Genomic DNA, 13,605 nt, shown 5'->3' with positions numbered 1-13,605 from the left:
TACCGGCGCGCCACCCCTGTGCAGCCACAGGGAGGCGGCCGGGACCGATCCGTGGGGCGAGGACCTCCAACTCGCCCTGTACCTGCTCTACGAACTGCACTACCGCGGCCTCGCCGGTGTCGACGCCGACCGGGAGTGGGATCCGGACCTGCTCCGTCTACGCCGGGGAGCTGGAGTCCACCGTCGTGGAGAGCCTGCGGGCAGAGCTGCGCGACGCCCCACGGACGGTCGAGGAGGCCTTCGACCCCCTCCTCGTCGAGCCCGTGGAGGCGACCAGCAGCGTCAGCCATTGCCAGACGTCATGTCGCTGCACGGGCCGGCGTCGCCCGGACGCTGCGGGACTGAAGGGCTCACCCTCATGCTCCTGAGTCGTCGTCTACCTGCGACCTGGCGGGGTCTCTTGAACCTGAAGGGGGGCGTTGTGATGGTCGACGAAGCGTGGATCGATGACGGCAGTGTCCAGTCATGGTGACCGTGGTTGCTCGTGTCCGGCGGGGTCGGCATCACGTGGAAGGGTGCGACCAGAGCGCTGTCTCTGATGGGCCGGGCGCGGTCCGCGCTCATCGGCTCAATGCCAACCGGTGTACCCGTCGGGGTGCCCTCCGCCACCCTCGCCCCGTGTCAGGCCGTACAGGAACAGCCCCAGCACGAGCAGCGCGAGCAGCACGGTCCAGACGGTTCCTGGGAAGTCTGTGAGACTCGTGCGCCGTGAGGGATCGTCGCCCTGGTTCTCGGTGTCGCTGTTCCTGTCGTTCATCCCGCCCCCTCCGTCCGTATTCATGGCACTGCGCCACGCGGCCGGCGTCAAGCCTGTCGGCGCCCGGGGTGTGTGGAGGATGGGACCGATGCCAGCTGTCTGCGCCCTTGCGGAGGCCTGAGTGTTTTGACCCGCAGCGTTGTTGACGCGGCTGACCGGGCGGGTGTCCGTTGAGTGCGGTGTGGCAGGGGTCGTGGTCGTAGGCGTGGAGGAACGCTCCGGCGGCGCAGCAGCGGGCCTGGTCACGATGGGCGTCAACGCTGCGTGTACAGCACTGGCAGGTGGTGCGGAGTCTCCGGCCACGAGGCGGCGGTACTCGTCTCATACCGAGAGGTGTCGCGGCGTGGCGTCGGTGCCTCGATGGCTCGGCCGATGCGGGGTTGGGGTGTGGGGCTCGCGCCTGTGTGGGGCTGGTGCGAGGTAGCTCTCCCTTCGATAGGCTGGCCTGCGCGGGGCTGGGTCGGGGTGTGGGTGGTGGGCCCTGTGTGGGTGGGGGCCTGGCGTGGGGGTGTTGGTCTGGCCGCCGCATGGTGGTGACGTGTCGTGGTGAGTGGGGGAGACGTTCCGGCCTGTTGTGGTATGCGCCCTGACTGGCTGTTCCGGTGCTTTCCACCGGGCTCACGACGCGGGTCGCCGGGTTTCTTGCCGTCGAAGTCACCGTGTGGATGTATGGCTTTGTGACGGCCCGGGCTGTGGGTGGTCAGCCTGGTGGTGAGGGGCTTGTCGAAGGGTGAGGCATCCGCTTGTGCCGACTGCTTCGAGGAGTTCCGGATGCCTCCGCCCGCCCTGCTGCGCCCCGGCCCGGCAGCAACTCGCTCTCGTGTCAATCCTCTGCGTGGGCGGCGTGCGTTCCTCGTGCGTGTCGGGGTGTGGGCGGCGCTCGGCGCCGGCCCTGCAGCTCTTCTGGTCGCGGTGGGCCGTCCCGCCGCGGTGCCGGTGAAGCCGGCGCCACTGTGGCCCGTCCCGCTCCCGTCCAGAGGGCTGTCGACGGGGCGGGTGCCGGTGAGGCGGCCGGGTTCGCGGAGACGGTCCTCGGGGTGTGGCTCGAGTCCGGCACGGCCGTCGAGTCGTCTCCCGAGATGGCCCGGTTGCGGCTGCTGGCACCGGGTGTGCAGGCGCCGCGGTGGGGCCGCCGGCCGGTCGCGGTCCTGCAGGTGGCTGCCGTGCGGACCGAGCGGCAGGGGCGCGGCACCTGGGCGGTGACAGTCGCTGCGCGCCTCACGAACGCTGCCGCCGGTGTACCGGGGGAGCAGTCGGTGCATGGGCTTCGGTTCTTCACCATCCCTGTCACCGAGACCGGCAGCGCTGCCCGGCGGGTGTTCGCGGCCGGGGCGCCGAGGGAGGCGGCCGGGCCGCAGGCCGGGCGGGAGCCCGCCTCGCCCTGCACCGCCCGCGTCGAGGACCCCGCACTCATCGACACCGTTCGCGGGTTTCTGTCCGCGTTCCTCGGCGGCGGCACGGTCGAGCGCTACCTCGTGCCGGGGACGGTCCTGGCCCGCCCCCAGGCCCGGTTCCCCGAAGTGGAGACCCTCCAGGTCCTCTCCGGGGGCCGGCCCGCCGGCGCCGGCCGGGACGGTGCGACCCCGCCCGTGTCCGTGCCGTGGTCTCCGCCACGGACGCGGCCGGCCGCTCGTGGCCGATGGCGTACGCGCTCATGCTCACTGCCCGCGACGGCCGCTGGGAGATCGCCTCCCTCGACACCGACACCGACACCGACACCGGCACCGGTACGGCGGCCGCTCCCCGTTCCTGACCTGCCACCACCCACCCTCTGTTTTTCACGAGGAGTCCGTCATGAGCACCACGTCCGTCGTCCTGGCCGTCCCGATCAAGGACATCGGTGACCATCTGCTGAGCGTGAGCGGCGAGTGGGGTGAGAAGGCCCTCCTGTCCGTCGTCATCGCTGTGGGCAGCAAGATGAGCGTCAAGGCGGGTATCGGCGCCTTGATCGGTCTGGTCGTGTGCGTCGGGGTCTACCAGTCCCGCGACGAGCTGGCGCAGGCGTTCAGGGAAGAGCTCACCAACGTCAGCACCCCGACGCCGGCATCGACCGTGCCGGCCGGCAAGTGACGGTCGCGCAGCGTGAGCGCGACTCCCGCCGGGCCCGGGTCCCGCGTCGGCCGTAACCACACCAAGGGCCGTACCCATCCTTGGGTGCTGGGCAAGCTGGGCGACTTCGTTCTCTGGTTCGGCCCCTGCAACGCCGGCCAGCTGGTCATCGCGGCCGTCGGTGTCCTGGTCCTGATCAAGACGTTCGACTGGTGGTCGGGGCTCGGGCCTCTGCCGGTCCTCGCTCTGGGTGTTGTGGTGTGGGCGGCCCGCGCACACAGGGTCGGTGGCCGCCGTCCGATGTGGGTGCTGTACGGACTGGCCCGGCGGGCGCTGCAGCCGAGGTCGGGCCGGATCGGCGGCAAGGCCGCGCGTCCCCCGGGGACACACCGCCTGACCGGCACCCTCCTGATCGACCCCACCACCGACCCCACTGACCCCATTGGGCCCATCGGCCCCACCGAGCCTGCCGGGTTCGCCGACTCCATCAGGTCGGCGGGGCCCGTCGAGTCGTCCGCACGTTCCGCTTCGCCGGCCGGGTCCGACGGGGCCAGGAAGCGTTCCGTTCCTCGCCCGGCCGTCCGGCCGTCTCAAGGGCGTCGCGCGGCCTGCAGCGGTCCGGCCGCCCCGGCCCCCGCCCCCGAACACGCCCCGGAACCCGCTCGCGTGGCCGTCCGGGCTTCGGCCCGGGTGGGCGGGGGCCCGGTTCCCACGCCGTTGCAGCAGATGCTCCATGACCGATCGAAGAGGAAGGCAGCAGCCCGATGAAGCTCCCTCTGCGGCATATCGTCGACCATCTCGTCTGGTCGACCAGCGGCACCGTGTGGGCGGTGTGGTCTCTCGCCCCGGCCGGTTCCCGCTACATGCCCGACCGTTCCCGTGAGCAGATCACTGCCCAGGTCACCGCCCTGGTGCGGTCTCTGCCCGGCAGTGCCCGTCTGTTCGGGCTGTGTGCCTGTATGGACGCGGGCGAGGTCGTCGCCGCAACGTTGGACGGTGTCGACTACCGGCGGCACGAGGCGTGGGCGGAGGTCGCCGAGGCCCCGTTGCGGCTGCTGGCGGGCGAGGACCTGGAGGAGCCGGTGGACATGCACCGGCGCTTTCTGTGGCTGGCCGTGCCGCTGCCCGGGCCCGGTGGCCTGGGGCGGTGGCGGGCGACGGCCGGGACCGTGTGGTCGCAGCTCGCGGGGCTGCTGGGGTTGCCACCGGTGCCGGTGAATGTCCGGGAGGTGGCCGAGTACCGGGTGCGGGCCGGGCAGGTGGAGGCCGAACTCGGTGGCGGGATCGTGCCGCGGCGGGCGACGCCGGCTCAGATCGTCTGGATGCACCAGCGTGCCGTCGGCCGCGGCCTGGAAGCCGAACTCCTCGGTGAGGCCGAGCGCTCGCCGTTGTGGGGGAGCCGTGTGAAGGGCGGGGTCCTGCGGTCCCCGTCCCACGCCGACCTCGGCCACGTCCTGCTCCTCGAAGGCGGCCGCCCTGGGCCGTTTCGTTTGGATCTTGCGAGGCTTGTCATACTTCCCGAGTGGAGATGCAACCCGAGGAGGCAGCGCGGCGTTGGCTGGCTGATCAGGGCGTCCGCCGGGCGCGCGACGGGTGGGTGAACGACGAGGAACCGGACGTGTTGCTCACTGCCAACCAGGTGGCGCACTCCTGGGCCGGTGATGTGTTCGCCGAAGACCTGGATGCAGCCGATCAGGTGCGGTTGGCTTTCGGGCTGCTGGACCTCCTCGACGAGTACTGGGTCACGTGCGAGATCCGGTTCGCGAACGAGGGTGCAGAGGGTCCCCTGCCGGCCGACGTACTGTGGGACGGCTACCGTCAGCGGCTGGAGGCGGACCGCGACGCCGAAGCCGTCACCTACTCGCTGTGGGTGGACTGGTTCGAGGACCACGCCACTTCCGCGACGGCCTTCGCCGAGGTTCTCGGCAACGACATCGACCGGGTGGTGGCCGAGCGATCGGAAGCCCTGCTCCGCCGAGCCCGTCGGGTTCTGGAGTGTTCGGGACCGGTGCGCTGGACGGTGAAGGAGCTGACGTACCGCACCGCCATGCGGCTTCCTGTCCTGCACTCGGCCGTCTTCCGCGGCCTTCGGGCGAGCTTCCACGACGTCTACGGCGACCTGGAGCCGGCTGCCGCACTGGCCCTCCTCGGCCGGCTGGATCTTCCCACGGACACCCAGCACCTCGCCGAACTGCGCCACGTACTCGCCGCGGGCCACAAGAACCACTACCGCAGCCCCGGTGCCTGGGACGATGCGGTTCGCTCCTGCTCTTGAGTCGTTGGTCGTAGCGGGTGGCGATGCCCCGCCACTGCTTCAGGGGGTTGATTCAGCGTTCGACGGTGTTGCGCTGCTTGTCCGCCGCGCGGTCGAGTGCGCGGCATCAACCGGCTCAAGCGCCACCGCGCGGTCGCCACCCGGTACGACAAACTTGCCGTCCGCTACGAAGCGACCGTGCTGGTGGTCCTCAACGAGTGGCTGTGACGTACTTCGTCGGTCTGGCGCGGGCTCTCTGGCTACCTTCCGCTGTCGTCCCCGCGCAGCGCAGCACGGACCAGAGCCACGTCCGCAGCGGGAACGGCGAGTTCCCAGTAGCGATCAGCTGCTTGCAGTGACAACAGACGGAACAGTCCCTTGTTGACCACCCCGCTTCCAGGGCCCACGACCGGGCCCGCCCCATGAAATGTGGAACGGAGCAACCAAGGCGACGCCTTCACCGGATCTGCCGAGCACTCGAAACGGCCGCCGCACCATTGGCGACGCTGCGGCAGGATCCAGATAGTCAGGACGCACACCGACCCCGTGCAACGGGCACTCGCCCACCCTCATCGCCCCCAGCTCACGCCCCTGTGCGGACAAGCTTCTAGATGTAGTCGAAGTACCGAATCCACCAGTCCACTCGTTCCCCCGGGCGGTACGTGGCCAGCGGACTCAGCCCGTCGTACGGCCGGGTGAGCAGGCGCTCTGGGATCGGCACGTAACCCAGGTCTTCAAGGGCACGCTCGACTTTGCGCAAGTCGGTGATGTCGAGCGCGCCTGCCTCCACCGCCTCATCGGTATCGGAGTAGACGCCCGGGTTCTCGGCGGCCACAACTGCCATCGATCCGAAGTTGCTGACCGAGATGACGATCCGCTCCCCGCAGCCGTTGTCTCTGCCGGCACTTCGACTCGGGCGTGCAGGCTCGCGTCCTGCACCTGGCGATCCGCCGTGCATCGTGTGTCGAAGTCCGCATCCAGCCTGTCCACCAGTCGTTCGAAAAGCGCTCGCGTCGCCACGTGGTCGTAGCCAGGTGGATGCTCCACCAGCTCCGGATCATCCAGGTGATGAAGGAGAGCGTTCAGGTCAGCGTCGCTGTATGTCATCCGCCCATGATGGCGAAGCGGCCACAAGCGCACGGCTCGCTCGCGGCCATGTGTCGTCAGACCGATGTCGGCCAGAAGCGGCTCGGCAGCATCATCGTCATCGCGGTGTGTTCCGGAGCGATGAGCAGCGGGAAGATCGACTCGCTCAGTGCCCGGCCTGGGAGATGTCTGCGGGCGACGATGATGTCGGTGCAGTAGACGGCGGCACTGCCGGTGAGCCGCCGGGGGACCTCCAACCGCATCTCCCGGTCCATCTCGCTGGCGAGCATGCGCGAGAACGCGGCGAGTTCCGGATCTTGCTGCCGGGTCCCCTTCAATCTGTACAGCTTCCGCGCGATGTCGAGGAGCAGGTCAGGGCTGTCGTCGAACACCGCGGTGTCGGGGCTGTAGATCACGGCAGCCGGGAGGTCGTGCCAGCCGCGTACGAACAGATCGGAGTTCGCTTGCACGATGGCGCCCCAGACCAGGCGGCCCTCGGCCAGCAGCACGTCCTGGGCCTTCAAGATCTCCGCCAGCGGATCCTCGCGCTCCACCCAGTCGGACCTGGGTATGCGCAGATATCTGAACTTGTCGAACCAGGAGAAACGGCGCGGCGCCTCCCCGAGCGAGGCCCTGCACTGGGCAATCACCGTTGTTGATCCCGTCACGCCGCAGAGCGTAGCCACCAGTCCCAGCGACCCTGAGCCCGGCCCCGCGTCCGCAGACGCTGCAACGTCCAGTGCCCACTCTTGAGCATCGGAGGGGGCCATCCTGGCCACCTGCCGTGCTCAGCCACACCCACAACTGTAGTTACGGGGCACGGTTCAGGGCTTGTCGGGGTCGCCTTCGCCGAGTTCCAGCCACCACACGCCGTCGGCGCGTGACAGGCGAGTTCGCCACGGCCCACGGCCCGGTCACGATCTGACTGGGGGAGGGCGTTTTCCGGAGAGTCCCGCCTGGCTCGCGGCGGTCGGGCACGCACGGTCGCCGCGTTGTCGTCGGCCGCCGTGGCTCCGCCATGGTCGACCTCCTCCGTCTTGCGCTCGCACGCACCGGACGCCGCGAGCGCTGCCCTGAGGGCAGGCGGCGCTGCTTTCCGGAGGTGCCCTGGAGCCTGACTGCCCTGCGGGAGCAGCCGGCTGGGGGTTCTTGGCTGGCGCGTGTGTCTTTGCCGGGTGGGGTAGTTGGTCGGAGGTGTCTGCATCGCGGTGCTGTGGCTGCCGGACCACGCGCCGACGAACACGGGCAGCTCCCCGATCGGTGATCACTGATGCGATGCGGGGCCGGATCGAGCTGCTGATGTCGGCGTACTCCTCAGCATGGCTCTGGCGAGAATTCCGTAGGCGGAGATCATCTCGGTGACACGGTCGACCGGTCCTCATAGCGGGCTGCCGACAATCAGGCCTTCCGCACAGATGGCGCGTCAGATGCCTACACGGGTGGTCACTGCGTCCACACGCCCGTATCGGAGCACCTGAGCGAGGACTTCGCGGAACTGCCTGATGTCTTCGGCCGGCGCATCGATGACGGCCTCGATCTCGGGGTCGGTCAGCCGCAGGTCTTCCAGCGCTTCGGGGTCGAGTGAGACGCGGAGAACGTTGTCCGTCAGGACAGCTTCCCGCACACAGCCGTATGCGGTGCCCTGTCCGGCCGTGACCAGGCAGTGTGTGTCCATCCCAAGGGCGACCTCCTGGTCATCGGGCTCCTCTTCTCCTGCCATGAACATCATGATGAAACCGCTTCCATCCTCACTCTCGGCAAGGGCGGCTTCGGTGAAGTAGCCGTCAGGGTCGATCTCGGTCCTGGCGGCTCGGGCGGTAAATCGGTATGTCATGACGGGGTTCTATCAGTGTGCTCGACCATGCCGTGAGGCAGGGGCGAGCGCGACGCTACGTGGGAAATTACGTGGTCGTCCCCACGGGCAGCCTGTGGCTGTGCTCTGTCGAACTTGACAGTCTCCTAGCACAGTTGGCCAACGTGGTGGTGTTCTCTGTCGACGTTTCCGATGCCGTCGTGGCGGTCCAAGCCCGCACGAGGTGCGCTGATCCAGCGGAATGCACGGGATGCGGCCGGCTCAGCGAGTGGTGCCACAGCCGCTATACACGGCGCCTCGCCGACATCACTCTCGCAGGCCGGCCTGTGCGCATCGACTTGTCCGTACGCCGTTTGTACTGCGAGAACACCACGTGCCCGAAGGTGACCTTCGCGGAGCAGGTGCCGGGTCTTACTCTGCGCTATCAGCGGCGGACGCCGCAGTTGCAGCGACTGGTGGAGGACGTCGGCGTGGTGCTGGCCGGTCGGGGAGGTGCCCGGATGCTGCGGATCTTGAACATCAGGCTCTCGCGGTGCACCGTCCTGTCCCAGCTGATGCGGGTGCCGCTCCCTCCGTCGGAGACGCCGCGGGTGCTGGGGGTGGACGACTTCGCGCTCCACGGCGACACCTACAGCACCCTCCTGGTCGACGCCACCACACGGCTCCCGCTCACCCTCTGGGAAGGACGCGACGCCGAACAACTCAGCCGCTGGCTCCGCGAGCATCCTGGTGTCGAGGTCGCCTGCCGCGACGGCTCCCTCACCTACCGGCAAGGAATCACGGGAGGCGCCCCCGGTGCCGTGCAGGTCAGCCACCGTTTCCACCTCTGGCAGGGCCTCTCCCGCCGCGTCCAGGACATCACCTCCGCCCACCGCGGCTGCCTGCCCGCAGCGCTGCCCCCGGCCGGCGAGGGCGATCCCGCACCGGTCAAGGAGAGCGCCATGAACACCGCGGCCGACACCCGGGCCGGGCGTCATGCCCGCAGGCTTTTCGAAGCCGTCCAGGCTCTGACCCGCACTGGCCGGAGCCACAGCTCCGTGGCCCGCGAGCTCGGCCTGGACCGCCGCACGGTCGGCAAATACACCCGGGCCAACACCTGGCAGGAAGTGATGCGCCGCCCGCCCCGCAAGCCCTCCACTCTGGACCCCTACCTCGACTACCTGCAGCAACGCTGGGACGAGGGCCAGCACAGTGCGAGAATCCTGCACGAGGAACTCCAGACCAAGGGCTACTTCGGCCACTACCAGCGCGTGAAGATGGCCGTCGCACCCCTCCGGCGGGGCCTGCCCCTGGACGAGCCACGCGAGCGACCGCCCTCCCCACGCGAAGCCGCCCGCTGGATCACAGCCCACCCGCATCGCCGGAATCTCCACATCAACGACCGCCTGCCCCGGCTCCTCGACCACTGCCCCGAACTCAGGCAGACTCATGACCTGGTCCGACGGTTCGCCGCCATGCTCGAAAACCGCGACGCCGCACTCCTCCCGGGCTGGCTGGACGACCTCGCACACAGCGGCCTGGCCCCCCTGGTCGGCCTCGCCGGAGCCCTCCGAAAAGACCGACACGCTGTCGCCCAGGGAATCACCACCCCTTACAACTCCGGCGTCAACGAAGGCCGCATCACCGACGTCAAACTGCACAAACGACTGATGGCCGGACGCGCCGGAGTCCCACTCCTCCGCCACCGCGTCGTTCTGATCGCCCACCTCCGCCGCCGTTACGCGGACCGGCCGACCGTGTCACCGAGATGATCTCCGCCTACGGAATTCTCGCCAGAGCCATGTTCATGTGTACGCCGACAGCTGGTGTGGTTGTGGATCGTGGACGGCGGCCCGGCCCCGCTCGACGTCCTGCCCTGCACGCCCGACGGCCAGACGGTTCCCGGGGTCCTTTCGGATCGGCATCTCGCCCGGGATGGTCGAGCACGAGGGCACCCCGGAGCACGCTGTGGGCGGAACAGTTGCGCGATCAGACCCGGGTTCCTCTGCTGAACGTGGCCCGCTCCGTCAAGACCGGTGCCACGTCCGGCCCGGACTCGGGGGAGTGGACCATGGTGATCACATCGGTCGGCGAGGGCCTGGACCGCGTCCTGGACAAAGCCCTCACCCGCCCGGTCCCCAAGACCGCCGGCGCCCAGATGCGTTTCCTGGTCAAGCAACTCAAGAGCACCAAGGCCGTCGTCCAGCTCCTCGGCGTCTCCCAGCGCACTGTCGAGCGGGACGCGAAAGGGTGAGATCAAGAAGCCGCGCCCCCGCCTTGCCGCCCTCCTGCAGGGCGAGGCGAGCAAACGGTGGCAGCCCAAGGCCAACGGCGACTCAGCGAAGTAGGCGGTGGCCGGTACGAACGGTCTGATGAGGAACGTCCGCGCCGGCTTCGGCTACGAAGCCCCGGCCGGAACCACCGACGAGGCCCGTGAACGCCCTCTGACCCCCACGTTCCCCCCCGCACCACGCCGAGCGGATCTTCGCTGTCCGGCAGACCGGCGAGAGCCGGGTGCGCGAGGCCGTCGCCGAGGCGCTGAAGGAGGTCTACGTCCAGCAGCGCGGCACCGCGCGGCGAGCCCGGAGGACGTGCGGGTGCTGAACATCCAGCACATCGAATTCGACCTGTGACCACGGCAGGCCGCGCAGCGCCCCATGCGGCTCGCGGCACGCATCGTCGAGGCGGCCCCGGCGGGACGCCTATGTGCGCCGCCCTTCCACCCCGGCTCGCGGTCGAGTCCGGCCGTGGCCGGCATCCCACCCGGCATTGACGCCATGACCATGGTGATCTGGAGGGTGAGTTGGACCGTGGGCCGAGGAATCGCGTCCACGTTCTGAGTTCTCGATTCCCTGCCAGGGCTGCACCGAGTGTGACGCCTGTGATCGGCACGGGTCCACGCCGTCGCCGTCTGCCACAGCATTGGGACCTTGGAACAACCCGTCCGCGGTCGCGCCTTCTGGAGTAGCTCGTCGGTAGGTCGGCTGCCGTGGTGACGCCGGTCGCGCACCGGGCCGGAATGTGCGCTGTTCCGCAGAATCAGACGCACATTCGGCCCGTTGTGTCACGCGTAGGGTCCGGTGCTACATCTGCTTCAGCTCCGCGTGCACCGTCTCCGTGATGGCTGCCGTCGCGTTGGTTGCGAACAGGATGGTGTAGTGGTTGGTGTCGTCGATCCGGCGGGTGGTGATCCGGTCCGGGGAGAGGTCGGCTGTGGCCAGACGCTCCTCGTCGTAGAGTCCCTGGGGTTCGTTCATCACTCCTCGCTGCGCCCAGAGCATGGTGCCGCGTACCTGCGGCTGGTGGATGGCGGCCAGCGTTTCGGGGTCGCCGATGGGGCCTGCGCCGTCGGCGCGGATCGCGTCCAGGACGCAGCTGCTGCGTATCTCGGGGGGCTCGCCGGTCAGGTCGCGGTCCACGTATGCCTGGATGTGCGGGCCCCAGTGGGCGGTGAAGGCGGGGTGTTCACGGAAGAGCGCGCGGTAGGCGTCGCGGTCCGGGAAGGTCGTCCTGAGCCGGCGCATGGCCGGGCCGATGACGGACTCGATGACCTCGTCGGTGTCCGCGCCGCCCGGGATGGGGAATCCGAGGCCGCCGTCGACGAGGACGACGCGCGGGAAGCGGTCCGGGTGCCGGGCGGCGGCCACGGCGGTGGTGAAGGCGCCCAGGGAGTGGCCGAGGAGCAGTGCCTGACGCAGGTCCAGGTGGTCGAGGACGGCGAGGACGTCCTCGACGTGGGCGGGGATGCCGTAGGGGGCGGGCAGAGCGGCGCTGTGGGCCCGGCCGCGCAGGTCGGGGGCGTACAGATCGATGTCGCCGAGGTGTTCGGCGACGGCGCCGAAGGACAGGCTGTTGCCGGTGATGCCGTGCAGGGCGATGACCGCGGGCCCTTCGCCCGGCCAGCGGGTCACGGCGAGGTCGCCTCCTCGCACGGGGACGGCGAGTTCCTGTGCAGTACGCGTCGTCACGCGGACCTCTCCCATCTGTTCGGTCTCCTTCAGCCGGTGCGGCGAGACCGCCCGGGGCCGTGGAGACGGCCGACACGAAGAATGTCCCGGGAACGGACATGGGTTCAAGGCCCGGGTCCCGGGCCGGCGGCGAGGTCCCAGCGCAGTTTCGTGCGGCCCGGGTCGCGGCGTAGGTGCAGTGGTGGGAGGTGTCCGAGGGCAGCCACTCGGCCGGGTCCTTGTCGGCCTTGGACCGATTCGAAGCCGCTGTGACGGCGATGAGGTTGTCGGGGGCTGTCCTGGTTGTTCGCGTACGCCTCGCGGCGCGCCGGGCTCCACAGCGTCTGCTCAGCCGGCGGAGGGCGTCATGTGAATCGCCCGGTATTCCTTCCAGGCCCTGGTGATGGCGGTGTCGGAGACGGGATCCCTACTGGTGTGGTTGCGGCCGGCCCAGGAGTGCCCTGACGGCATTCCGGTCTGCGGGAAGGCCGACGTCGTCGAACCACGACGTGATGTGGTGGGTGTATCGCCAGCACACGTCACGGTCGGCGAGCGCTTCCAGATAGCAGTGCTGGGCCGGAGTCAGCTCGGCACCCTGGTCATAGCCGGAAGGGAAGGCCGCGGCGAGCAGAGGTCCCCAGTCTTCGGCGATGGTGAGGTTGCTGCAGAACGGTATGGAGGCCATAGCGGCTGGCAGGAGTTCGTCGAAGTCGTCAGCACGTTCGATGGCTACGGCAAGGAGGGCATGTCGCAGGCGGCCTTCGACGTACGGCAGCGGGTTCCCGGCCCAGGGGTCGGCACGGGTGGGTTCGAGGAACCAGGAGTCGATGGCCGCAGGGTCGAGCAGAGCACGGAGGATCGTCCGCGTCGCCTCGGTGTTGCCTGCGCATCCCGGTGAGAGGGCGGCGCAGGCACGGATGGCGGGGTCGGGGTCGGTGAGCCAAGAGGTGGTGTCCTCACCCCAGGCGCCGATGGTCAAAATGGTGGTGGCGCGTTCGCGGCGGTCGGTGCTCTCGGCGGGCAGCTGTCGGAGGATCTGGGTGGTTGCCGAGATTCGACCGGCCGGCTCGGGAGAGCGCAGGAGCGCGGTGGTGGCGTTGAGGGCTGCCTCTCGGACGGTGGGATCCGGGTCCAGGAGGTGAGCGCAGACGGCGTCGTGGATCGTGCCGCGGACCGCACGGACCGCACGGACCGCACGGACCGCACGGACCGCACGGACCGTACCCGTGACGCCCGGATCGTTGCCGTCCTCATCGTCGGTCGTCTCGCCGTAGGCGGCCGAATCCGCGATCTGGCCGAGCCATTCAAGCAAGGACGCGCGCAGTGGCCGAGCTCGGTCACCCCGGGTCGAGTGGTCCTCGTGGCAGGCCAGAGTGCGGGGGTCGTTCAACACCGCAGCTACGTACAGCGCAGCCGGCGCCGTCGCGCTGTACAAGGACTCCTGATGCAGAACGGACATGTCTAGAAGCCCCAGTGCTTCCGCTTGGACTTCCGGGTCGTCATCCAGGAGCTGGAGCAGACGATGCGGTGTGTCATGCGCCTGCCCGTAAGCATGCTCCAGCGCGGCCCAGTCCGTGCACTCGATCACGGAACGCGGATCAGGCAGTCGGCCACCCACGGTCTGACCGGAGACTGGGTGCTCATCCTGTGTCGTCACACGGAAAGCAACGCCCCTGCCACTGACAAGTCTCGTGGTCAGACTCAAGGAGCGTCCTCAGCG

General features: G+C 69.3%; 11 protein-coding genes and 2 pseudogenes. 7 read left to right on the top strand and 6 right to left on the bottom strand.

From position 1 onward, the window contains the following. Positions 1-568: 568 nt before the first annotated feature. On the bottom strand, positions 569-757 hold the full coding sequence (locus tag IE237_RS05920; protein WP_189800748.1) for a hypothetical protein: 189 nt from the start codon (positions 755-757) through the stop codon (positions 569-571). 1,600 nt (positions 758-2,357) lie between these two features. Between IE237_RS05920 and IE237_RS05915 the strand changes: the two genes are divergently transcribed. From IE237_RS05915 to IE237_RS41700, 5 genes and pseudogenes are all read left to right on the top strand, one after another. Continuing rightward, positions 2,358-2,510, top strand: coding sequence for a hypothetical protein (locus IE237_RS05915; protein WP_189800747.1), 153 nt, complete (start codon positions 2,358-2,360; stop codon positions 2,508-2,510). Positions 2,511-2,551: 41 nt separating this feature from the next. Continuing rightward, a complete protein-coding gene (locus tag IE237_RS05910; RefSeq protein WP_189800746.1) occupies positions 2,552-2,827 on the top strand; it encodes a hypothetical protein in 276 nt (91 codons plus the stop codon). Positions 2,828-3,669: 842 nt separating this feature from the next. Beyond that, positions 3,670-4,407: a hypothetical protein gene (locus IE237_RS05905; RefSeq protein WP_189800745.1), complete on the top strand. Its 738-nt coding sequence runs from the start codon at positions 3,670-3,672 to the stop codon at positions 4,405-4,407. Beyond that, positions 4,335-5,081, top strand: coding sequence for a hypothetical protein (locus tag IE237_RS05900; RefSeq protein WP_189801563.1), 747 nt, complete (start codon positions 4,335-4,337; stop codon positions 5,079-5,081). The genes IE237_RS05905 and IE237_RS05900 overlap by 73 nt, the downstream gene beginning before the upstream one ends. 99 nt (positions 5,082-5,180) lie before the next feature. After that, a pseudogene (locus IE237_RS41700) lies at positions 5,181-5,288 on the top strand (IS5 family transposase); the annotation flags it as partial. Between the two features lie 379 nt (positions 5,289-5,667). Here IE237_RS41700 and IE237_RS40510 read toward each other — a convergent pair. The 3 genes from IE237_RS40510 to IE237_RS05880 form a co-directional block, all read right to left on the bottom strand. Next, complete coding sequence (locus tag IE237_RS40510; RefSeq protein ID WP_229842320.1) at positions 5,668-5,904, bottom strand: hypothetical protein; 237 nt, start codon at positions 5,902-5,904, stop codon at positions 5,668-5,670. 319 nt (positions 5,905-6,223) lie between these two features. Beyond that, entirely contained in the window at positions 6,224-6,814 is a 591-nt protein-coding gene (locus IE237_RS05885) for a hypothetical protein (protein WP_189800744.1), read from the bottom strand. Positions 6,815-7,569: 755 nt separating this feature from the next. Then, on the bottom strand, positions 7,570-7,980 hold the full coding sequence (locus IE237_RS05880) for an Imm10 family immunity protein (RefSeq protein ID WP_189800743.1): 411 nt from the start codon (positions 7,978-7,980) through the stop codon (positions 7,570-7,572). A gap of 32 nt (positions 7,981-8,012) precedes the next feature. Between IE237_RS05880 and IE237_RS05875 the strand changes: the two genes are divergently transcribed. Together IE237_RS05875 and tpg are read left to right on the top strand one after the other, a co-directional pair. After that, the gene (locus IE237_RS05875; RefSeq protein WP_308433056.1) at positions 8,013-9,710 is read left to right on the top strand and encodes an ISL3 family transposase; all 1,698 of its coding nucleotides are present in this window, start codon (positions 8,013-8,015) and stop codon (positions 9,708-9,710) included. 305 nt (positions 9,711-10,015) lie between these two features. After that, positions 10,016-10,571 (top strand): annotated as a pseudogene (gene tpg / locus IE237_RS05870) (telomere-protecting terminal protein Tpg). A 450-nt stretch (positions 10,572-11,021) separates the two neighbouring features. On the opposite strand, the gene IE237_RS05865 reads toward tpg, so the two are convergent. Next, entirely contained in the window at positions 11,022-11,906 is an 885-nt protein-coding gene (locus IE237_RS05865; protein WP_229842319.1) for an alpha/beta fold hydrolase, read from the bottom strand. A gap of 406 nt (positions 11,907-12,312) precedes the next feature. Beyond that, positions 12,313-13,473, bottom strand: a complete 1,161-nt coding sequence (locus IE237_RS05860) for a HEAT repeat domain-containing protein (protein WP_229842318.1) — start codon at positions 13,471-13,473, stop codon at positions 12,313-12,315. Positions 13,474-13,605: the final 132 nt, after the last annotated feature.

The organism is Streptomyces tanashiensis, assembly GCF_014648895.1.
GTDB lineage: Bacteria > Actinomycetota > Actinomycetes > Streptomycetales > Streptomycetaceae > Streptomyces > Streptomyces tanashiensis.
This window is presented reverse-complemented; position numbering and strand designations above follow the sequence as displayed.